This is a genomic window from Cellvibrio sp. OA-2007, assembly GCF_000953825.1.
GTDB lineage: Bacteria > Pseudomonadota > Gammaproteobacteria > Pseudomonadales > Cellvibrionaceae > Cellvibrio.
This window is the reverse complement of the sequence record NZ_BBUL01000095.1, coordinates 12552-33753: the sequence shown is the minus strand read 5'-3', so window position 1 is coordinate 33753 and position 21202 is coordinate 12552. Positions and strand designations below refer to the sequence as shown.

Below are 21202 nucleotides of genomic sequence, written 5' to 3'. Positions count from 1 at the left end.
TTTATCTTGGTTGATTTTCTTCACCATAGGTTATTAAGCAGTTATTCACTGCGGGGTTCTTCTTCATTATCTGTTGCAGCTGTAGCTTCAGTATTTGCAGGCGCAGCATCTTGATCTGCATCGACAAACGCCTCTTCGCCATCTACAAAACCTTCTTCGTAAACAACACTTTGTGCATCTATCGGTTCAGCATCACCGTCAGCGATAGCAACAGGAGGGGTCGCATCTAAAGTCGGAGTATCCGGAATAGGTGCATCTGTATCTTTTTCACCTAAACCGGCCTCACCCAAATCCAGCACTGGATTTAATTCATCCAAATCGCGAATTTCACTGAGTGAAGGCAATTCATCCAAACTTTTTAAATTGAAATAGTCCAAAAACTGGCGCGTGGTAGCAAACAGCGAGGGGCGACCGGGAACATCGCGATGCCCAACGACTTTCACCCAATCGCGCTCCAACAGGGTTTTCATAATGTGCGAGCTAACTGCTACGCCGCGAATTTCTTCAATATCACCGCGGGTAATCGGTTGGCGATAAGCCACCAGTGCCAGTGTTTCGAGTAATGCGCGGGAATATTTTTGCGGTTTCTCTTCCCACAGGCGGTTCACCCAAGGCGCAAGATTATCGCGCACCTGAAAACGCCAACCGGAAGCCACTTCTTTCAATTCAAAGCCGCGCTCGGCACTGGCGGCTTGAATGTCTGCTAATGCGGCAGCAATCTCTTCTTTACTCGGTGCTACTTCGGCATCAAATAAATCCAGTAATCGCGCGATAGTCATCGGTTGACCAGCGGCAAGGATTGCGCCCTCGATAATCTTGCGCAACAACTCCGCATCAACCGGCATTTGGGTAACGGGTACAGTTGCCGATTCTTCAGTGTCAGACTCCTCGTGTGATAGGCGGGATTCTTCACCAATTTCTATTGATGTATCCCGATCCTCATCAAGAGTATCTTCTGTGATATCAATTTCGTTTGTCATTGTGTTCTGGCTTTTACATGAATGGGTGCAAAGGATTCGCTTTGGACAATTTCCACCAGCGACTCTTTAATCAATTCCATCACCGCAAGAAAGGTGACAACAACTCCAAGGCGCCCCTCTTCCGCCTTAAACAGGCTAACAAAGGGGACAAAATGTTGATGCGCCAGCGTATCCAATACTTGCGCCATACGCTCGCGGGTAGACAACTTTTCTTTGGATACGTGGTGACTTTCAAACATATCGGCACGGCGCAGCACTTCCGATAGCGCCAATAATAATTCCTGTAGTTCTACATCCGGATCAAGTCGCGTCAAGCTGCGATCCGGACCTGCTGCAGTGACAGGGAACACATCGCGCGCGACTCGCGGCACATGATCCAAATCCACAGCGGCCTGCTTAAAGCGCTCATATTCCTGCAAGCGACGAATAAGTGATGCCCGCGGATCTTCCTCTTCTTCGTGCTCTTCGGATGAGCGAGGCAATAACATGCGCGATTTGATCTCGGCCAGCATGGCTGCCATCACCAAATATTCTGCCGCCAACTCGAATTGATGAGTTTCCATCAAATCGACATAGGCCATGTACTGCGAGGTAATTTCCGAGACATTAATATCGAGGATATCAATATTTTGACGGCGAATCAGGTACAGCAATAAATCCAGCGGCCCTTCAAACGCTTCCAGAAAGACTTCCAGTGCATCGGGCGGGATATATAAATCCTGTGGCAACTGGGTATAGGCCTTGCCATGAACCATCGCAAAGGGCATCTCCCCTTGCTGCGGCCCTTGCGCAGCAGTTTGCCCCTCGGCCACTGCAGTGGCATTTGCACTCGCTGTTTCTTCAGGAACCGCTTGCGCAGCGGCAATAACATCCGAAGATGCTGCCGAAGAAGTCGTGTTGTCGAGGGTTTCACTCACGCAAGGTAACTCACAGGTTGGCCAATTAAATCAGCGGCTTTAGTGTAAGCCGGATAACAAGGGCGGCATTATAGCCATTTCAGGAGGCGCCGGACAGCGCGAACGCCTTACAAACAACTTCTTTATAGATCAACTAGTTAGATTCAAAAGGTGAGAAGTCACCTTTCCCTTGGCGCACGAGTTGCGGCAAGTCTTCGGTTAAATCAATCACCGTGGTCGGCTCCAAGCCGCAATAACCGCCATCAATTACCAATTCGACAAAGTGCTCAAGTGTATCGCGAATATCGTAAGGGTCTGTCATGGGGAACCCCTCACCCGGCATGAGCAAGCTGCTGGTCATTAACGGCTCGCCCAGCTCTTCCAACAGCGCCAGCGCGATTGGATTATCCGGCACACGCAAACCGATTGTTTTGCGTTTAGGGTGCATCAAGCGGCGCGGCACATCGGCAGTCGCCTCCAGGATAAAAGTATAAGCACCGGGGGTGTGGTTTTTAATCAAACGGAAGGCTTGATTGTTAACCCGCGCATAGGTCGCAATTTCGGATAAATCGCGGCACATCAAGGTAAAATTATGGTTTTTATCCAGTTTACGCAGGGTGCGAATGCGCTCCAAGGCATCTTTATCGCCAATATGGCAGCCTAATGCATAGGCGGAATCTGTTGGATAAACCACCAAGCCGCCTTTGCGGATAATATCGGCCGCCTGAACGATCAAACGGTGCTGCGGATTTTCGGCATGGATCTGAAAAAACTGGGCCATTGTGATGACTCCTTTTACGGCACACCTACCGACACCAATGCATCGGTCTGCGAAAATAATGTTAATGACTGTTGTTGGTTATAGCCTAATAATTCCCAAACCGGTTTGGCATGGGCAGGCAAACGCCCAAAGCTGCCCAATTCCTGCCAAGGCTGATCAGGGATATGAAAATCGGAACCACAGGATGCATAGAGTGATCGTTCATTCGCGATACGCAACAAATCTTCAGTCTGTGCTGCTGGCTGCAAGCCACTAATCACTTCTATTGCATCGCCACCTGCTGCAACAAACGAATCGGCCAGTGCACACATTTTGGTTCGCGTTAGTTCGTATTTGGCAGGATGCGCTAACACCGCCACCCCACCTGCGGCATGAATCCAGGCAATAACCTGATCCATCAAGGGCCACTGGTATTTCACATCAGCTGGTTTACCAGCACCCAGATACTTTTTAAAGGCGGCATTGATATTTTTGACTGCGCCTATAGCGACCAGATATTGCGCAAAGTGTGGCCGGCCCAAGGTGCCACTGCCTGCAAGTGCCTGAGCACCCGCTAAGGCACCGGGAAATCCCGCCTTGGATAAACGATCGCCAATTGCCAGCGCGCGCGCATTGCGTGATTGCTCTTGAAATTCTATCGCCGCAAGCAGTGCCGGAGAGTGAATATCGACTCCCAACCCGACAATGTGTACGCCGCCCCTGCCCCATTGACTGGAAAATTCTATGCCAGATATCAGGCTGATCCCTGCATCTCCTGCGGCTTTTTGTGCAATCCCCACGGCAGCTATGGTATCGTGATCCGTAATCGCCAGCACAGCCACACCACGCGCTTTGGCTCGCGCAACTACCGCCTCAGGGCTAAGTATGCCGTCAGAAAAATAGGTGTGGCAGTGCAGATCAAATATCACTCAAACTCCAAATAAGTACATCACCAGGATTGGTCATGACCGACAACAACACCGAAAAGAATGTGAGCATGTTAGCCGATAAACCACCCGCAGAGCCCGCAAATTCGCAGCCAAAACCCAAAAAAGAAAGTTTTTTAGCCAATCTGCTAATGAACATTGTTATTCCCACGCTGATTTTGACCAAACTCAGTGGCGATGAATATCTGGGAGCGACCTGGGGATTAATTATTGCACTCGCCTTTCCTATCAGTTACGGCGTGCGCGATTTTGTGATCAACAAAAAAATTAATATTTTTTCCGCTCTGGGAATTGTGAGTGTACTACTCACTGGTGGGCTAAGCCTCATGCATCTAGCCCCAAAATATTTTGCAATTAAGGAAGCCGCTATTCCCGGCATTCTTGGCATAGTGACACTGATCTCAATCAGAACACGCTACCCGTTAGTAAAAACGTTTATCTATAACGATAAGGTTCTAAAGATTCATAAAGTCGATGCAGCCCTACAACACTACGGCACGCAAAAATCGTTTGAACGAACGTTGACCACTGCATCCTTGATGATAGCCGCCTCATTCTTTTTATCATCCGTATTAAATTATGTTCTCGCTAAAGTTATTTTGGTCAGCCAGCCGGGCACTGCCGCATTCAACGCGGAATTAGGTAAAATGACTGCCCTGAGTTACCCAGTGATCGCACTACCTATGATGATCATTATGATGGGCACCTTGTTTTACGTATTTCGCAGTATTCGCCTGCTCACGCATTTAACACTGGAAGACGTTATTAACGATGGCAGCGAAGATTAAGCCCAAGTCAACGTTTCTATCGACAGATATTTGCACCACTTTTTTATTCCTAGAGAACATTCCATGCTTTACGCAATTATAAGTGAAGACATCAGCAACAGTTTGGAACAGCGTAAATTAGCGCGCCCAGCTCACATCGCACGACTCCAACAATTAAATGATGAAGGCCGCCTTTTTATCGCAGGCCCGCATCCAGCAATAGATAATAATGACCCTGGCGAAGCCGGATTCACTGGCAGCCTCGTGGTTGCTGAGTTCACCTCCCTTGCGCAGGCACAATCTTGGGCTGACGCGGACCCCTATGTCAGCGCAGGTGTCTATGCCAAGGTTGTCGTAAAACCATTTAAAAAAGTGTTGCCTTAAGTCTTTTTACTCTTCATTTTTAAGGATCTGAACAACCGTGAAAAAAACTTTTCTGCTTGGCTGTACGCTATCCATGTTTACACTGCCACTCTATAGCGCCCACAGCATGGCTGCTGATAAATATGTTTCTGACGTAATCTACATTCCCGTACGCAGCGACAAAAACCCACAAGCAAGTATTCTGCAACAAGGATTGGCAAGCGGCACCAAACTGAATTTCATTCGTGAAGAAACAGGCACCGACAACAACCAGTGGTCACTAATCATCACTCCCGAAGGTACCGAAGGTTGGGTGCGCAGCCAAAACATCACAGCGAAACCTACCGCAGCTTTGCAACTAGCGGCGCTGTCGAACTCATCGCGCGACCTAATGACCCTGCAAACTGAAAATGCGCAACTCAAAGAACAGCTTGCAAAAGTCCAACAAGAACACCAACAGCTATTAGCCGATACGGAAGACATGCGCCAAGCCGCCACCACCGCATTTAATCTAGAAGAAGAACATCAACGTATGCTCAAAGATAATCAGCTTTTGCAAACGCACGCCGATGTACTTAAAGCGGAAAATGAAAAACTCAAAAACACAGATCGCTTTAATCACTGGGTTTACGGTGGCGGACTAGTCTTTGGCGGTGTTTTTCTATCATTTATTTTGCAGGCCTTTGGCCGCCGCAAGCGCAGATCAGAATGGCGCTAAGGAAATTAGTATGTTTAAAAAACTCGCCTCTTTATTACTAGGTTTTAGCTTGATCACAAGCTCATACACTTTTGCGGTTGAAAATGCCTTAGTCGCCATAAAAACGGACCTAGGCACATTCGTGATTGAAACATATCCCAAAGCAGCGCCTCAAACCGTGCAAAATTTTCTCGGCTATGTCGATGCAAAGTTTTATGACGGCACCATTTTTCATCGTGTCGTTCCTGGTTTTGTTGTTCAAGGCGGGGGCATGACGTTTGATTTTGCTGAAAAAGAAACGCGCAAACCCATCCCTAATGAATCTATTAATGGCTTGGCAAATGATTACAAAAGCGTTGCTATGGCAAGACAACAAAACCCGGACAGTGCCACAGCGCAGTTTTATATCAACCTGAAAAACAACTCCGGATTAAATGCCACCGAAACAAAACCCGGCTACACCGTATTCGGGAAGGTCGTCGCAGGAATGGAGGTGATTGAGAAGATTGCACAGGAACCGCGCGGCATGTTTAAAGCGTTCCCTGAGGCGCCCAATTATGCTATCCGTATATTAAGCGCCACACGCACCGATGCAAATGGTTTGCGTACACTTATTGAATCACAAAACGCACCAAAACCATCCAGCATTAAAGATGCATTGGTACCCATAAATGAATTACAACAATAGCACTGCACTCAGCGTCAATTTAAATAAAATTGCGCTGATTAGAAACTCACGCCCCGGCGATTACCCCAGCGTAGTCGCACACGGTGAGACCTGCATTAAATCAGGCGCCGATGGTCTTACGGTTCACCCGCGCCCCGATCAGCGTCACATTCGCCCCAGAGATGTTTACGAACTCAGCGAGCTGGTTCAAGCTCACCAAGGCATTGAATTTAACATTGAAGGAAATCCCTACGCTGAGTCACTCGGTGATTTTCCGGGGTTTATTAAATTGGTGCAGGATGTACGCCCACACCAATGTACGCTGGTGCCTGACTCCAATGATCAGCTCACCTCCGACCACGGATTTGATTTAAATATTGCCTGCAAAAAATTACGCCCGCTCATTCGCGAGCTGCAAGATTTAGGGGTACGCGTCAGTTTGTTTATGGATCCGGATATTGAGCAAATTAGTCTTGCCAAAGAGTTGGGTGCTGATCGCATTGAACTCTATACCGGCCCCTATGCCGACGCCTACAAACAACAAGATGAAAAATTTCATGCGCTGTTTAAAACTTATCTCGACGCGGCAGAACATGCTAAAAAAATAGAGATAGGCTTAAATGCAGGGCATGATTTGAATCTAGACAACCTTGCACACTTCCGCCAAGTGCCATCACTATTGGAAGTTTCAATTGGTCATGCATTAACGGTCGACGCGATTGCGATGGGTATGCCCGCTGCGGTAACCGCATACAAAAAACTCTGCACGGCATAATCCTCATCTACTTTTCTAGCGCAAGAAGCCCAACATGAACAAACCCACTGAAGACAGTCCAGCCTATCTGGAAAAAAAACGTTTTTTCGATTCGCTCATGACTGTCTATGGCCGCAAAACCGTATTGGAAGCACTGCAAGACCCGGCAACATTTATTTATCGCTTGCACTTGGCCAGCAGCAATAAATCCGCAGCCATTCTTGATGAGATTATTTCACTGGCACAGGCAAAGGGCGCAGAAATTGTGTATCACGAACGGCAAGCCTTATCGCGCATCTCCAAAAATGCATCACAAGATCAAGGCGTAGCAGCCGATTTGCAATTGCGCGGCTATCAACTTTACGATCAATTTCTCACTGAAAATAACAACAAAAATTACACACTGCTCGCGCTCGACGGAGTACAAAACCCGCAAAACCTGGGCATGATTATTCGCTCAGCCTGCGCGGGCAATATTGACGGTATTTTGCTACCGCAAAAAGGCAATGCCCAGATTGACCCGCTGGTAATTAAAGCGAGTGCTGGCACGGTTTTTCGCGCACCCCTATTACGCTGCAAAGATCTGGCACAAGCCTTGGCTGACTTTAAGCAGTCGGGAGCAGTGGTCTGCGCACTATCATCCCACGCTTCAACCGAGTTAAAAAAATTTACCCCGAACGCGCCTTGTATTTATGTTTTAGGCAACGAATCGGATGGAGTTTCTCGCGAAGTAACCCAGTTGTGTAACGAGAATGTTTGCATCCCAATGAACAATGGCGTTGAATCATTAAACGTTGCAGTTACTGCCGCATTAATTGCATTTAGATAATCCAACTCAAGGCATCAAGTACAAAAAAGCAGACATAAAAAAACATAAAAAAAGAGGAGCAAGTGCCCCTCTTCTTAGACTCAGAACAGCTCAACTTACAGTTTGTAGCCGTCTTCCTCGTGTAGACTTAAATCCAAGCCAATACTTTCCTCTTCTGGTGTTACACGTAAACCAGAAGTGAACACACCGGTAAGTTTCAGCAGAATATAAGTGACTACAGCGGTATAAATAAACGTAACTACAACACCCAAGAATTGCACGCCCAACTGCTCACCCATAGTGGTAATGCCAGATGCAAACCCTTGACCACTGAACACACCCAGTTCGGTGGATGCAAAAATACCGGCGAGAATAGTACCCAGCACTCCCCCTATACCATGCACGGGGAATACATCAAGCGAGTCATCAATTTTCCAAACGCGCTTCACCAAGTGCGTCATTACAAAACAAACCACACCCGCGACAAGACCAATAATTAATGCACCACCCGGCCCAACATAACCCGATGCAGGTGTAATTGTTCCCAAACCTGCCACCATGCCGGTCACAATACCTAACACACTAGGCTTTCTGAAACGCATCCACTCAATCGTCATCCAGGCCAATGCACCTGCTGCTGCTGAAATATGAGTTACTAACATCGCCATAGCAGCATTACCATTGGCTGCCAGCGCACTGCCCGCATTGAAACCAAACCAGCCCACCCACAGCATACCAGCACCGGTTACCGTCATGGTCATATTGTGCGGCGGCATGGCAGTTGTGGGAAAACCATTGCGCTTACCAATCACAACAGCCGCAACCAGCGCCGCAACACCTGCAGTTATGTGCACCACAGTACCACCCGCAAAATCCAGTAAACCTTTCTCAAACAACCAGCCTGAACCAGCCCACACCCAGTGACAAACAGGGATGTAAACCGCAAACAACCAAAGTGCAGAAAAGATAAGCATTGACGAAAACTTCATCCGCTCAGCAAACGCACCAACAATCAGCGCGGGGGTGATGATGGCAAACGTCATCTGATACATCGCATGCAGGCTAAGCGGGATATCCCCTGCTAAGGCGTCCTCAGTAATATTCGCCATAAACACCATACTTAAGTCGCCAATCCATGCGTTTCCAGTTCCAAACGCCAAGCTATAACCGGCAATCAACCACAGAATCGACACCAGACAAGCAATCGCAAAACACTGCATCAGCACCGACAGAATGTTTTTTACTCGCACCAAACCGCCATAAAACAGCGCCAATCCAGGCAAGGTCATAAACAGCACTAAAGCGGTTGAGGTTAAAATCCAAGCTGTATTAGCACCATTAATGGCTGCATCTTGGGCGACAGCATCCTGACCAAACACAGCCAGCCCTCCCAACAATGCAACAAATTTGAAAAGTAGCTTTTTCATAGTAACCCCATGATGGTTTTTTATAGTTAATAGGACGTTCTCAATACAACCCAATCCCTGCAACAGAGTCTGCTCCCTTTTGATACAAAGTTAATTTCTTAATGGCATAAATCAGTTTGAACTGCCTTTATTCTCAACTCGCAATGCACCAACTTAAAGCATAAAATGCTCATTTTTAGGCGGATACCAAAAGAAATCGAAATAAAGCAAAAAATAAACCATATTTATTTTTTATTTATTATTCATACAGATATAAACAAAACCATAAATAGAACAGGGGTAAATCGCACCACGGAAACACATAGGACAACCAAGCAGATCAATATTGGTGCACAACCATCAACCATACGATTGTAGATGCCCACAAAGTCATCACCACCTATTTCCGGGCTGATGTGACAGGTCAACCTAATGACGAACCGTTAAACCATTCGCAAGGCTGCGCCATGATGCTAGTAAGGATGGGATAACTGCCAACACTAGAGCTATGATAAATACTGCCAGTAAATACTGCGCTTGCTGGATCGTGAAAACACTTGCTGCGATATGCAAGCCCCACTCGCTGATGAGCCAAGGTTGCAGGAGTTTAATACAGGCGATTAACAACAACTCGGCCGATGCCACCGACACCAGACACATCAGAAATACTTCACTGGCAATCAACATAAACAGGTACGCAGGCTCAGCGCTATGCTGGTGATGAGCATCAGAATCGGATCTGTGAGCGGCTGATTTTTGCGTGGAAAGAATTTGCACACCCGTTTGTCGCTCCTCATGAATGGCAGCCATTCCGGCAAGGGAGATACATAAGCTTTTATCGACAGGTGCCCCGGTAGGAGCAAGTATACCGGCGACAACAAAAGATGAAGATTTACGCTTGTTGGAATCCATCCCGCAGGTCGATCACGAATCCCTAAGTGAAGACGAGTTAGCGCAGGACTTACCAGCCGATAGCTTTAATGCCGACACCTCGGCATTTGAAAACCAAATTGCCAATGCGATTGCCGAATCAAAACAAATGCTCGCTGATGAAAAAAAATCCAGCCGCGATTGGCGCGACGCACTGAAATCTACCAATGTGCGCCCCGAATTTAACAATAAACGCATCCGCATTGCCGGTTATATAGTGCCGATTGAATACGACGAGAAACAAATCATCACCGAATTTTTTCTGGTGCCATACTTCGGCGCCTGCATCCATGTTCCACCGCCGCCACCCAACCAATTAATTTATGTGAAACACCCCAAAGGTTTTCAGTTACCAGACCTTTATACGCCCTTTTGGGTTGAAGGCACGCTAGCATTGGAAACTCAGGAAAATGAATTGGGGCTATCGTCTTACTCTATGCGCAACGTCAAACTCACTCGCTATGAAGAACCAGAAGAGCCAGAGTTTTTGAATAAAAGACCGATAACATCAGCTTTGCGCGATGCGGCAATCCTGTTGATTAGCCCTGACTTCAATGCGCATGTCCTTGTGTCCATTCGGGGAAAGGATCGGGCAATGTTTTCCAATAATCCTGTCCCTGCAATACCTCCTCTTCGCTGAGTAAACATTTATCCAGCTGTTCGGTGACAAAATTTTTATCAATATTTTGGCCAATAAAGACCAATTCCTGACGCATATCGCCAAAGGGCTCCACCCACTTATCCATAATGTAATTGACGTGCTCCTCATCTTCAGGCCAGCGCGCTTTGGGAATGGCTTTCCAGAACATTCCAGCAGCGCCGTGCTGGGCGATGCCGCCCGCTTGACTCCACTGCCCCGCCCACTGCGGACGCGATGCTAGCCAAAAAAATCCTTTTGACCGAAGTAACTTTCCTTTTACCGCTGGACTTGAAAAGAACTCGTAAATTTTTTCTGGATGAAACGGACGGCGCGCATGATAAGAAAAACTGCTAATGCCATACTCTTCTGTTTCCGGCGTGTGTTCACCGCGCATTTCTTTTAACCAACCCGGCGCCTGCTGGGCTTTTTCAAAATTAAATTTTCCTGTATTGAGCACCTTATCAAGCGGTACGTTTCCGCGCTCCACAGGGATAATTTCTGCATCGGGATTTAGCTTGGTTAAAATGGCGTAAAGCTCGGCAAGCTGTTCGGCGGTAATTAAATCGGTTTTACTGATTAGCAATACATCGCAAAATTCGATTTGATCTACCAGTAAATCAGCCACGTTGCGCTCATCTTCTTCGCCCAGACTTTCACCGGTTTCCTGCAGTGAAAACGCATCGTAATAGTCATCTAAAAAATTCACCGCATCGACCACTGTAACCATTGTATCCAAGCGCGCAACCTGCGAAAGACTTTGACCGTCTTCATCTTCAAAAGTGAAGGTTTCTGCAATCGGTAAGGGTTCAGAAATACCGGTGGATTCAATCACCAAATAATCAAAGCGCCCTTCTTGTGCCATGCGTTTTACTTCGATTAATAAATCCTCACGCAGTGTGCAGCAGATGCAGCCATTGCTCATCTCTACCAGTTTTTCTTCCGCGCGATTTAACTCCACCTGGTTTTGGATCAGCGAAGAATCAATATTCACCTCACTCATGTCGTTCACTATAACGGCGACACGGCGACTCTCGCGGTTGTTTAAAATATGGTTGAGCAAGGTGGTTTTACCGGCGCCTAAAAAGCCGGAAAGAACGGTTACGGGAAGTAGATTCATAGAGTTAGTTGCCTATAAGTGGTTTTAATCGGTCACGGGTACTTTTGGCATTACAGAGCACATTTGCCCCTGATTTACGTCTAGCACCCGAGCCAGACAATTGGAAATGTTATAATATAACACAAACCACAAAAAGGATAACTTTCTCACCCTTAGAAACAACACAATATTCGGATGCGAATGCAGTGATTAATACCAAACATCAAACAAAATTTAATTTTTATACACAAATTTGCATATAATGCGCCCGCACGTCCCTGTAGCTCAGCTGTATAGAGCGGGCTCCTCCTAAGAGTCAGGTCGGGGGTTAGAATCCCTCCAGGGACGCCATCTGAATTTTCGATTCGCCCTGAACAAGCAGCCCAGCGCCCATTTCTGGTCGAGACGCCAACAGAGAAAACCTAAGCAGCCCTCAAGCCTGCGTCCATTATGAATCTCATTTTATTATCACCAGACGATTTGCTCGCCGATAACCGCGCCTGCATTAAAAATCCGCGCCAACTTGCACATATCAAGCAGGTTCACGGCGCCGCCTTGGGCGATAAATTAAAAGTTGGCTTGATCAATGGGAATATGGGCAGCGGGCTGATTACCGAATTGCGCGATGATGCAATATCGCTGGAAATAGACCTACACCAACCCGCACCGCCCCCACTGCCATTAACGCTAGTGCTCGGTTTACCACGGCCAAAAATGATGCGCCGTATATTGCAAACCATTGCCACGCTCGGCGTTAAACAATTGCATTTGATCCATTCTTATCGCGTAGAAAAAAGCTATTGGCAAACACCCTTCCTAGATGAACAGAGCATTCGTGAGCAATTAATTTTAGGGTTAGAGCAAGGCTGCGACACCCAATTACCGCAAGTGCACTTACACAAACGCTTTAAACCGTTTGTAGAAGATGAATTGCCAACAATTGTAGCCGGTAGCCGTGCGCTGGTTGCACACCCCTATACACCCACCGCTTGCCCCTGCCAGATAGATTATTCACTGACACTAGCGGTAGGCCCTGAAGGAGGGTTTATTCCTTACGAAATTGATTTGCTGGAGAAATGCGGATTTGAAACAGTGCATTTGGGTGAGCGGATTATGCGGGTGGAAACAGCAGTGCCCTATTTGCTCGGCAGATTATTTTAATTAAAAAAACACATTCACTTTTATTCGCTAGCAAGGTCTCGCTGCAATATAACTTCAAACTCAGCGACCGGCACAGCCTGGCTTGATAAGTAGCCCTGATAATAGTCACAGCCGAACGATTTCAGAATCGCCAATTGTTCAGCCTCTTCTACACCCTCTGCAACTAATTTCATATCCAGTAAGCGCCCCATAGTAATAATAGTTTCGACCAATACACGATCGTTTCGGTCTTCGATAATATCGCGCACAAAGCCCTTATCAATTTTTAATGTGCTTACCGGCAAACGTTTGAGATAACTAATTGAAGAGTAGCCCGTACCAAAGTCGTCGAGCGAGAAACTGATGCCACGTTCACTCAGGGTTGTCATAGTCACAATAGCATCATCAACACGCTGAATAACAATGCCTTCGGTAATTTCCATGTCCAAAGATGCGGTTGGAATTGGGTATTTTTCCAGAGTTGCCAATACATCATCAACAAATGCCGCACGGCGAAATTGACGCGGGCTGATATTAATACTCATGGTCATGCCTTGCTTCCATAACCCTGCTCGATCCCATTTCACCAGCGTTTTGCAAGCAGCATCCAACACCCATTGACCAACATCGATGATCATTCCTGAAGTTTCTAACACTGGAATAAAATCAACCGGTGAAACCATACCTTTTGCTGGGTGATTCCAACGCAAGAGCGCCTCCGCACCCACCACTCGCCCACTGGGGATATCAATTTTAGGTTGGTAATACAATTCAAATTGCGACTCTTCCAGTGCGCGATGCAAATCGCCTTCCATGGTCAATTGACGGCTCACTTTGTCCGCCATCTCTTCATTAAAAAACTCAATTGAATCGCGGCCCTTTTCTTTTACCTGATACATAGCTGTATCGGCGTAGCGCAATAATTCATGCACAGAGTTATTTTTATCGGGGTACACCACTACACCCACACTACAAGTTACGCGCAGTTCCATGTTGTCATACATATAGGGCTGGGAAATGATGGCGCGAATTTTTTCGCTGATTTCACCTGCACGTAAGGCTGCGGTTTCGATGTTCTGATCTAACACCGTGAGCACAACGACAAACTCATCGCCACTCAAGCGCGCAACCAGATCTTCCTCTCGCACTGATTGTAATAATCTGTTTGCAACTACCTCCAAGACCCGATCGCCAACTGGATGTCCAAGGGAATCGTTAATGGTTTTAAATTGGTCGAGATCGATAAACAACACCGCCCCAAAATACCCATGCCGTTCTGCACGGCGCAACTCATGCTCAAGGCGCTCGACTAATTGCAAACGATTGGGCAAGCCGGTAAGGGCATCGTGGTGCGCCATAAATTCCATTTTGGCCTGTGCATTTTTTCGCTCGGTGATATCAACTGACACTATTAATGCAACTCGCTCATCGTAAAATGCGAGCGGCATAATGTGCGTTTGCAAAAATAGTTGTTTCCCAGTTGATGTCACAAAACGTTCTTCAATTACATCCAACTCTTCATTGCCACGAATGACCCGGTAATCGTTTTGCAGCATGGTGTCTATATCGAACACTGAATCTTTAAGTAGCTGGCGAACATGCAAGTTGCGCATTTGTTCAGGGGTATAACCCAGTTCATTAGCGAGCGCTTTGTTAGCAAATAAATAATAACCAGCGATATTGCGCGCGCCGATCATTACCGGTAAGTGATCGATAATTTGACGTAAATGCTCTTCACTTTTACGCAGAGCCAATTCAACTGCGCGACGCTTGGCGAGGGAAAGCTCAACCACATCCAATAATTGATTAGAACTGGCGATTAATTGCGCCAGCTCATCTTTGCGCTGTGCTGGTAATTGCGTGAGGCGATTAACGCCGGGATGATCGGGATTAATACTATTAATTTCACGCGATAGCCGCACTAACGGTTTAGTCAGGGTGTAATAAAAAACCACAAACAGCAGCAGCACTAAAAACATATTGCGCAGCAAACCAGTCATCAACGCAGTTTGTGAGCGGTTATAAAAGCCCTCCAAGGCCAGGTCCATATCCACCGAAAAGCGAATACTGCCAGATGTACCATCGGTGTAACCGGGCAACAATAGATTCGCAGTATATTCGCGAGTATTTTCAGTGATTTTGTTAGTGAGCCAGCGAGTTTTTACCTCTGGGCGCGTACTGCTGCCTTGCGCGAGCACATTGCCGGTGTCATCGTAAATTACAACTTCATAAATAAATCCATAGCGCAACAAGCCGTTAACCACTTCGTAGGAAAGCTCATCATCCAAAGTTGATACCGAGCGTACAGCAGGAGGGGTGGCAACTTGAATTACGCGGTCGATGAGTGTTTTGAGCTCTTTTTCCTGATTTAGAAAATCGAGATACAGCTGTACTGAACTTAATAAGAAGCTCAAAACAAACGCCAGAATGATGCCAATTTTGGCAAGCTGGAAAGAGATGCCATTAAAAAAGGAAGGCGCTTTATCTCTCATTGACCTAAGGTTTCCGGAGGACTTTATCAGTTATATGGGTGGGATAGTGCTTGCCTTACGCTGGCAATTTACGCTCAACCTGGCCTGAGTATAGAACAAGATTATCCCTGTCACCTAAATCTATAGTGTTATTTTCTATAGGAAAATTACCTTTTTGGCAGCAACAATGCAGCGTCGCTACAAGGCAGGGAAAATGACTCCGCAACCCCCGCTTGAGTAAGCTGCCCACGGTAAATATTCAAGCCCGCAAGCAGGCCAGCATCTGATTGCAGTGCCACAAAACCCTTTTCAGCCAAGCGAATAATGTAGGGCAAGGTTGCATTAGTCAGCCCTAATGTTGCTGTACGCCCCACCGCACTCGGGATATTCGCCACACAATAATGCACCACACCTTCTTCGATATAGGTTGGATGTTGATGTGTGGTCGGTTTGGATGTTGCAAAACACCCGCCTTGATCGATTGCAACATCGACTAGAACACTGCCGTTTTCCATCTGTGCGATCAGACCCCGACTCAACAATTTAGGCGCGCTGGCACCTGCGTTCAGTACGCTGCCAATAATCAAATCCGACTGCAGTGCTAACAAATCAATACGCTCTTGGGTTGCATATTCACAGATCACACGGCCGCGCCATTGCTCATCCAACTGCCGCAAACGCGCCAAGGATTTATCCATTATGTGCACCTGAGCACCCAAACCAACCGCCATAGCAGCCGCATTTGCGCCCACTACACCACCCCCCAATATCAATACTTTGGCCGGTGCAACTCCGGGAATACCGCCTAACAACACCCCCTTGCCGCCCTGCGCCATCTCCAGATGATGTGCTCCCGCCTGCACCGCCATACGCCCGGCAATTTCCGACATAGGTGTAAGCAAGGGTAAACGCCCCTGCCCATCCACCAGAGTTTCGTAAGCAATACAGGTCGCACCAGACGCCAGTAAAGCCTCGGTTAAAGTGCGATTGGCGGCCAGATGCAAATAGGTGAACAACAGATGGCGATCATTCAATAATGCATATTCTTCAAGTTGCGGCTCTTTGACTTTAACTATCAAATCCGCACTGACATAAACCTCGGCTAAAGAATTCAGCAGATGTGCTCCCGCTTGTTGATAGCAGGCATCGCTAAAACCCGCCGCCTGCCCCGCACCACTCATCACATAAACACTGTGGCCACGCCGATGTAATTCAGCCGCGCCTGCCGGTTTTAAAGCAACCCGATTCTCACCTGCTTTTATCTCTCTTGGGATACCGATACGCATAAACGATTTTCCTGTCATCAATTACTACCCAACTGAGTATAGCCAAAGGACTCAAACAAACTCATTCAGCTTGCAGCAAGTTGGCGCAACTTATGCTGCACAGATTATGAACAGTTTTTTGACGCTCAATTTGGATCAGAAATCGTGCACAAGTCAGCTATTAACCATTAATGCTGACAATTTGGGGCACTGCTGTGACAAAAATGAGGCCACCGAGGTAGTTATGGGTATCGATGTCAGTGATTTACGCGAGTTGATTATCAAACCTTATTTACACGGTTTAGGGGAGCATTCAGAGATTGCCGAGAACCTGCTGCTCGGCACCGCAGCACAAGAATCACTTTTGGGGTTGCATTGTTATTGCGCGCAAACCAAAGGCTTGGGGCTTTATCGCATCACCGCCGAAAAACATCAGGAATTGTGGGATACCTATTTAGTGCAGTTTCCCGATTTAGCTTCGCAACAGCGCGGTTTGGCCAGCCAGCAACAATTTCTTAAAAATCCCCACGCTGAATTGATCAGCAATTTAACTTACAGCACCGGTATGGCGTGGATGATTTACCGCCGCAGCGCGATAGACACCAATAAACCCGTCGATATATCCACCCTTGCCCAACTCTGGGCCAACCACTTCGATAACGGAACAGGCTGCCTCCGCAATCTGGATGACTTTATGCAAACCTATCGCACACTGGTAATGGATAACTCGAAAAAACTGGTGGCATGAGCTAGGAACATTAGAAACAACAAAGGCTGCAATGTGCAGCCTTTGTTGTTTTTGGCAGATGGATTATCAGTTAGTGGATATCCAATACATCCACATACTGAACCGCACTGTCGCTGCGATTTATCGGCGACACTATGCCGCAAGCATCTGCCTCATCGTCACCTGCTGGCGCATCTTTATTGGTTTTAAGGTTCACAAAATCGAATAAATTTAAATCGGCCAATTGCGATGGCTGGGTATTACGGATAGCCGAGAAAATGGTTTCGGTGCGGCCGGGAAATTGACGCTCCCACTGCTGCAACATGTCTTTAACAACCTGACGCTGCAGGTTTTCTTGTGAACCGCAGAGATTACACGGAATAATCGGGAAGCCTTTTAGCTCAGCAAAATGGGCAATATCTTCCTCGGCGCAGTAACTCAACGGACGAATCACTATATTGCGTTTATCATCGGCCAAGAGTTTGGGCGGCATGGCTTTTAATTTACCGCCGAAGAACATATTCAAAAATAAGGTTTCGATAATATCGTCGCGATGATGACCAAGCGCAATTTTGGTTGCACCGATTTCCTCCGCAAAACCATACAACGTACCGCGACGCAGCCGGGAGCATAAACCACAAGTAGTTTTGCCTTCCGGAATCACTTCTTTGACGATGCTGTAAGTATCACGCTCGATGATATGGTAAGGCACGCCGACCTGCTCCAAATACTGCGGCAAAATATGTTCTGGAAAACCGGGCTGCTTCTGATCCATATTCACTGCAACCAATTCAAACGAAATCGGCGCGGTCTTTTGCAAGCTCATTAATATATCGAGCATGGTGTAAGAGTCCTTACCACCCGACAAACACACCATCACCTTGTCGCCATCTTCGATCATGTTGTAATCGACAATGGCTGTGCCCGTCAGGCGGCGCAAGCGCTTTTGCAGCTTGTTAAATTCAAGGCGATCTTTGCGTTCGTGTAACTCTTTCATGGACTCAAAACTCATACGGGAAGGTAGCTCAAACGGCGACTGGGTCGGCGAGCGGCGCATTGTACGGATTTTGCGCGCAAGTTGAAACGAATCCCCCAAATCACGGCAAGATTTTGCCGGTCTATACTCTGGTTATTACCGGCTAAACAACTGAAATCGCTACAACTATTGTCTGGATACCCTATACAGACTGGCACCTCCAGCATCTGGCATAGGGCTTGCTCTTACCCCTATCAAGCCCCCACCCAAAGCAGTACCAGGGGAGAATTATTGCCGTGAGGAGGTAGTCATGTCGTTTTTCGACAAACTGTTTAGAAAAGGTGCTCGCTCATCTGCACCAACCAAAGCACCAGCCGCTGGGCAAGAGGACGTATCGTCCGCAAATAACATCCCTGAGCGGTATCTCCCACTGGCAGAGTTACACGCACAGCGGCAATTACTGGAGATAAAAATTACCGGCACCAGCCGTGTTTATCAGAGCATGATTCTGGCGATTGATGTCGAACGCGGCCTACTCTGGTTGGATGACCTTTTCCCCCAACAACTATTACTAGACGCAGGCGATGAAATTACCCTGCGCCACCATCGCAATGGCGAGCAACTGGTCGTTCGCGCCCCTATAGTTGCCATGGGCTCTACCTATGACGCAATAGGGTTTGCCATCGCCCTGCCTGAGTTTGTTTATTACATGCCCAGGCGCAACGCACCGCGTTTTATCGTCGGCCATCAATCCCCACTTTCGGTCAAAATTCGCACCCTTGGGCAGGAGCCCAGTTACGGCACATTGCAGGACATTTCTACCGGCGGACTACGCTTGATAGTAGCGGGCAATATGCTGCCCTACCTGCGCCATGGCGCTCTATTGCCAATGTGCGAGGTGGATATTAGCGATGAGCTACAAATTCGTTGCCGCGCGCGTATCTGTGCGTTTCGTATAGGTCGCAGCCCTTATCGCCATACCCAAATCAGTGTTGAGTTTATCGATATGGAGGAAGAGACGCGCGTTGCGCTCGCCCGATTTCTGCGCGAATCGCAACTCAGCCATAGTGGACTCTGCGCCCCAGAAACCATCAACAGCTACGCCGCCTGAGGACAAGCAACCCTGAGGAAACTAGAGATTCTTCTATTTTGAACTAGGATTTAACCACCAAAGCACATGATCCCTGCTTCAGTTTTTACACCGTGATAAAAAATCAGTGCGGAAGATCAAGTTATTGATGACATTTCAGGAAAGTATTCATGCGTAATAATGGTCACATCACCGGCAAGGAAATACATCTTTCCACTAACGACGAAATTGTATCCTCGTCTAATCTTCGCGGAGACATAGAATTTGCCAATGAGACGTTTTGTCGTATCTCCGGTTTTAGTCATGAAGAACTACTCAATCAACCGCACAATATTTTGCGCCACCCGCAAATGCCACCAGCCGCATTTGCCATGCTTTGGACAGCATTAAAAGCAGGCAAACCCTGGATGGGAATAGTTAAAAATCGCTGCAAAAATGGCGATCATTACTGGGTAGATGCCTATGTCACTCCTCTGCGTCAAAATGGCCAAGTATATGGTTATGAGTCCGTACGCGCTAAGGCTGATCCCGATGTGGTTCGGCGTGCTGAGTTAGTTTACGCGCGTTTAAACCAAGGCAAGCCCGCCTACTCCGCGGTGGAAAAATTTTGGAGCCAGTTCGGCAGCAGCGTATTAGTCGCCCTGTGCAGCTGGATCTTATTACTTCTGACCGCCAACTTATTTGCCTCACTCTCAATCAGCAGCCTACTTGCCGCAACAATTATTGCACTGATAACTGGCGGCGCAGCGCAGGTGTTACAGCAAAAACACATGGCACAAGCACTAGAAGAAGCTCACGCCACAATTAACGACCCTTTCGCCGCCTATATATACACGGGCCGCTGTGATGCAATGGGGGAAATTGAACTAGCACAACACGCAATGAAATCGCGCCTGCGTACAGCGCTCGGGCGCTTTGGCGAATCAGCAAGAGAGCTGCAACAAAAAGCTGGGGCCGCTCATCACCACGCGCGCAAAACCTATGAAGGCATGACCGCGCAACAACAAGAGACTGCCGGGGTTGCCACTGCCATGCAACAAATGGCGCTGGCAGTACAAGAAGTTGCCAGTGGCGCGAGCCAGACATCCATCGCCACCGGTGCAGCCATTGACGAAGTAGAGAAAGGCAATCAAGTAATTGAAGGCGCACGCCATGCCATAGACGACCTGTCACAAACAGTGGGTGATCTCGGCGGCGTATTAAATAAACTCAGCGAAGATAGCAGCAAAATCGCCAATGTAGTCGATGTGATTCGCGGGATTGCAGAACAAACTAATTTGCTTGCGCTCAACGCCGCGATTGAGGCAGCTCGCGCCGGCGAGCAAGGGCGCGGTTTTGCAGTAGTAGCTGATGAGGTGCGCTCACTCGCGCAGAGAACACAAGAGTCGACAGGCGATATCCAGCAAATTATTGGCAATCTGAGCAAGGCCACAGAGGATGCTGGGCTCAATATGAAGAACTGCTTGAATCTTGCTGATCGCAGCGTGCATGAAATGAGCAACGTGCGTACCGCGCTCGATTCCATTTCACAATCTGTAAATACCATCAACCAAATGTCCCATCAAATAGCGACAGCAGCAGAAGAACAATCATCGATGGCATTGGAAATTGAACGCAATACACAAACAATTGCCCATATCTCCAATGAAACACAACAAGAAATTAGTATTGCAGATAACCTCAACAGCGAGATGGATAAACTATCGCACAAACAACTGGATTTGATTCTCAGATTTAATTAATGCCGCCGTGAATTAACGCAATTGATTCAGCTTTTTACAAAAAATTTCGTTAAGCTTTGCGCAAGCAACTAATTATTTTC

The 21202-nt window shown here is 47.4% G+C and carries 21 protein-coding genes and 1 tRNA gene; 12 read left to right on the top strand and 10 right to left on the bottom strand.

Going from position 1 to position 21202, the window contains the following annotated elements; genetic code table 11:
- Window positions 1-41: 41 nt before the first annotated feature.
- The 4 genes from scpB to AWU77_RS15815 form a co-directional block, all read right to left on the bottom strand.
- The gene (gene scpB / locus AWU77_RS15830) at window positions 42-980 is read right to left on the bottom strand and encodes an SMC-Scp complex subunit ScpB (RefSeq protein ID WP_238582486.1); all 939 of its coding nucleotides are present in this window, start codon (window positions 978-980) and stop codon (window positions 42-44) included.
- A complete protein-coding gene (locus AWU77_RS15825) occupies window positions 977-1792 on the bottom strand; it encodes a ScpA family protein (protein WP_238582503.1) in 816 nt (271 codons plus the stop codon). Before AWU77_RS15825 ends, scpB begins: the two co-directional genes overlap by 4 nt.
- A 238-nt stretch (window positions 1793-2030) precedes the next feature.
- The gene (locus tag AWU77_RS15820; RefSeq protein ID WP_062065377.1) at window positions 2031-2657 is read right to left on the bottom strand and encodes an L-threonylcarbamoyladenylate synthase; all 627 of its coding nucleotides are present in this window, start codon (window positions 2655-2657) and stop codon (window positions 2031-2033) included.
- A 14-nt stretch (window positions 2658-2671) separates the two neighbouring features.
- The gene (locus AWU77_RS15815) at window positions 2672-3565 is read right to left on the bottom strand and encodes a PHP domain-containing protein (protein WP_152625379.1); all 894 of its coding nucleotides are present in this window, start codon (window positions 3563-3565) and stop codon (window positions 2672-2674) included.
- 68 nt (window positions 3566-3633) lie between these two features.
- Between AWU77_RS15815 and AWU77_RS15810 the strand changes: the two genes are divergently transcribed.
- From AWU77_RS15810 to rlmB, 6 genes are all read left to right on the top strand, one after another.
- A complete protein-coding gene (locus AWU77_RS15810; protein WP_062065926.1) occupies window positions 3634-4371 on the top strand; it encodes a VC0807 family protein in 738 nt (245 codons plus the stop codon).
- A gap of 63 nt (window positions 4372-4434) precedes the next feature.
- Window positions 4435-4734, top strand: coding sequence for a YciI family protein (locus AWU77_RS15805; RefSeq protein ID WP_062065374.1), 300 nt, complete (start codon window positions 4435-4437; stop codon window positions 4732-4734).
- A gap of 37 nt (window positions 4735-4771) precedes the next feature.
- Complete coding sequence (locus AWU77_RS15800) at window positions 4772-5431, top strand: TIGR04211 family SH3 domain-containing protein (protein ID WP_238582483.1); 660 nt, start codon at window positions 4772-4774, stop codon at window positions 5429-5431.
- A 10-nt stretch (window positions 5432-5441) separates the two neighbouring features.
- Entirely contained in the window at window positions 5442-6098 is a 657-nt protein-coding gene (locus AWU77_RS15795) for a peptidylprolyl isomerase (RefSeq protein WP_062065371.1), read from the top strand.
- Window positions 6082-6852, top strand: coding sequence for a pyridoxine 5'-phosphate synthase (locus tag AWU77_RS15790; RefSeq protein ID WP_062065368.1), 771 nt, complete (start codon window positions 6082-6084; stop codon window positions 6850-6852). The genes AWU77_RS15795 and AWU77_RS15790 overlap by 17 nt, the downstream gene beginning before the upstream one ends.
- A gap of 34 nt (window positions 6853-6886) precedes the next feature.
- On the top strand, window positions 6887-7660 hold the full coding sequence (rlmB, locus tag AWU77_RS15785) for a 23S rRNA (guanosine(2251)-2'-O)-methyltransferase RlmB (protein ID WP_062065366.1): 774 nt from the start codon (window positions 6887-6889) through the stop codon (window positions 7658-7660).
- Between the two features lie 95 nt (window positions 7661-7755).
- Here the strand turns inward: rlmB and AWU77_RS15780 are convergent, their stop codons facing one another.
- Both AWU77_RS15780 and AWU77_RS15775 read right to left on the bottom strand, forming a co-directional pair.
- Window positions 7756-9066 carry an ammonium transporter gene (locus tag AWU77_RS15780; protein ID WP_062065364.1) on the bottom strand — a complete coding sequence of 437 codons (1311 nt, stop codon included), beginning with the start codon at window positions 9064-9066 and terminating at the stop codon, window positions 7756-7758.
- A 408-nt stretch (window positions 9067-9474) separates the two neighbouring features.
- Entirely contained in the window at window positions 9475-9957 is a 483-nt protein-coding gene (locus AWU77_RS15775; protein ID WP_062065362.1) for a hypothetical protein, read from the bottom strand.
- Here AWU77_RS15775 and AWU77_RS20185 point away from each other — a divergent pair.
- Complete coding sequence (locus tag AWU77_RS20185; RefSeq protein ID WP_238582481.1) at window positions 9944-10615, top strand: DUF3299 domain-containing protein; 672 nt, start codon at window positions 9944-9946, stop codon at window positions 10613-10615. The genes AWU77_RS15775 and AWU77_RS20185 overlap by 14 nt on opposite strands.
- Here the strand turns inward: AWU77_RS20185 and zigA are convergent.
- Window positions 10527-11732 carry a zinc metallochaperone GTPase ZigA gene (zigA, locus tag AWU77_RS15765; protein WP_062065358.1) on the bottom strand — a complete coding sequence of 402 codons (1206 nt, stop codon included), beginning with the start codon at window positions 11730-11732 and terminating at the stop codon, window positions 10527-10529. The genes AWU77_RS20185 and zigA overlap by 89 nt on opposite strands.
- A 253-nt stretch (window positions 11733-11985) precedes the next feature.
- On the opposite strand from zigA, the gene AWU77_RS15760 reads away from it, so the two are divergent.
- Together AWU77_RS15760 and AWU77_RS15755 are read left to right on the top strand one after the other, a co-directional pair.
- Window positions 11986-12062, top strand: a tRNA-Arg gene (locus AWU77_RS15760).
- Window positions 12063-12161: 99 nt separating this feature from the next.
- Entirely contained in the window at window positions 12162-12872 is a 711-nt protein-coding gene (locus tag AWU77_RS15755) for a 16S rRNA (uracil(1498)-N(3))-methyltransferase (RefSeq protein ID WP_062065355.1), read from the top strand.
- A gap of 20 nt (window positions 12873-12892) precedes the next feature.
- On the opposite strand, the gene AWU77_RS15750 is transcribed toward AWU77_RS15755, so the two are convergent.
- Window positions 12893-15343 (bottom strand): bifunctional diguanylate cyclase/phosphodiesterase, encoded by a 2451-nt coding sequence (locus AWU77_RS15750; protein ID WP_062065352.1) that lies wholly within the window; start codon window positions 15341-15343, stop codon window positions 12893-12895.
- Window positions 15344-15489: 146 nt separating this feature from the next.
- Window positions 15490-16608: an alanine dehydrogenase gene (gene ald, locus AWU77_RS15745; RefSeq protein ID WP_062065349.1), complete on the bottom strand. Its 1119-nt coding sequence runs from the start codon at window positions 16606-16608 to the stop codon at window positions 15490-15492.
- Window positions 16609-16714: 106 nt separating this feature from the next.
- On the opposite strand from ald, the gene AWU77_RS15740 reads away from it, so the two are divergent.
- Window positions 16715-17335 carry a hypothetical protein gene (locus AWU77_RS15740; protein WP_152625378.1) on the top strand — a complete coding sequence of 207 codons (621 nt, stop codon included), beginning with the start codon at window positions 16715-16717 and terminating at the stop codon, window positions 17333-17335.
- A 70-nt stretch (window positions 17336-17405) separates the two neighbouring features.
- Here the strand turns inward: AWU77_RS15740 and ttcA are convergent, their stop codons facing one another.
- Window positions 17406-18311, bottom strand: coding sequence for a tRNA 2-thiocytidine(32) synthetase TtcA (gene ttcA, locus AWU77_RS15735; protein WP_062065343.1), 906 nt, complete (start codon window positions 18309-18311; stop codon window positions 17406-17408).
- Between the two features lie 289 nt (window positions 18312-18600).
- Here ttcA and AWU77_RS15730 point away from each other — a divergent pair, with 289 nt between their 5' ends.
- Complete coding sequence (locus AWU77_RS15730; protein WP_084618489.1) at window positions 18601-19401, top strand: flagellar brake protein; 801 nt, start codon at window positions 18601-18603, stop codon at window positions 19399-19401.
- 149 nt (window positions 19402-19550) lie between these two features.
- Window positions 19551-21122 carry a PAS domain-containing methyl-accepting chemotaxis protein gene (locus tag AWU77_RS15725; RefSeq protein WP_062065339.1) on the top strand — a complete coding sequence of 524 codons (1572 nt, stop codon included), beginning with the start codon at window positions 19551-19553 and terminating at the stop codon, window positions 21120-21122.
- The last annotated feature ends 80 nt before the right edge of the window (window positions 21123-21202 follow it).

Coding starts and splice junctions, on each gene's coding strand:
- rlmB (WP_062065366.1), top strand. CDS start 6,887: ATGAACAAACCCACTGAAGACAGTCCAGCCTATCTGGAAAAAAAACGT.
- AWU77_RS15755 (WP_062065355.1), top strand. CDS start 12,162: ATGAATCTCATTTTATTATCACCAGACGATTTGCTCGCCGATAACCGC.
- AWU77_RS15775 (WP_062065362.1), bottom strand. CDS start 9,957: ATGGATTCCAACAAGCGTAAATCTTCATCTTTTGTTGTCGCCGGTATA.
- AWU77_RS15750 (WP_062065352.1), bottom strand. CDS start 15,343: ATGAGAGATAAAGCGCCTTCCTTTTTTAATGGCATCTCTTTCCAGCTT.
- AWU77_RS15730 (WP_084618489.1), top strand. CDS start 18,601: ATGTCGTTTTTCGACAAACTGTTTAGAAAAGGTGCTCGCTCATCTGCA.
- AWU77_RS15790 (WP_062065368.1), top strand. CDS start 6,082: ATGAATTACAACAATAGCACTGCACTCAGCGTCAATTTAAATAAAATT.
- AWU77_RS15810 (WP_062065926.1), top strand. CDS start 3,634: ATGTTAGCCGATAAACCACCCGCAGAGCCCGCAAATTCGCAGCCAAAA.
- AWU77_RS15725 (WP_062065339.1), top strand. CDS start 19,551: ATGCGTAATAATGGTCACATCACCGGCAAGGAAATACATCTTTCCACT.
- AWU77_RS15795 (WP_062065371.1), top strand. CDS start 5,442: ATGTTTAAAAAACTCGCCTCTTTATTACTAGGTTTTAGCTTGATCACA.
- AWU77_RS15820 (WP_062065377.1), bottom strand. CDS start 2,657: ATGGCCCAGTTTTTTCAGATCCATGCCGAAAATCCGCAGCACCGTTTG.
- scpB (WP_238582486.1), bottom strand. CDS start 980: ATGACAAACGAAATTGATATCACAGAAGATACTCTTGATGAGGATCGG.
- AWU77_RS15805 (WP_062065374.1), top strand. CDS start 4,435: ATGCTTTACGCAATTATAAGTGAAGACATCAGCAACAGTTTGGAACAG.
- AWU77_RS15740 (WP_152625378.1), top strand. CDS start 16,715: ATGAACAGTTTTTTGACGCTCAATTTGGATCAGAAATCGTGCACAAGT.
- zigA (WP_062065358.1), bottom strand. CDS start 11,732: ATGAATCTACTTCCCGTAACCGTTCTTTCCGGCTTTTTAGGCGCCGGT.
- AWU77_RS15780 (WP_062065364.1), bottom strand. CDS start 9,066: ATGAAAAAGCTACTTTTCAAATTTGTTGCATTGTTGGGAGGGCTGGCT.
- ttcA (WP_062065343.1), bottom strand. CDS start 18,311: ATGAAAGAGTTACACGAACGCAAAGATCGCCTTGAATTTAACAAGCTG.
- ald (WP_062065349.1), bottom strand. CDS start 16,608: ATGCGTATCGGTATCCCAAGAGAGATAAAAGCAGGTGAGAATCGGGTT.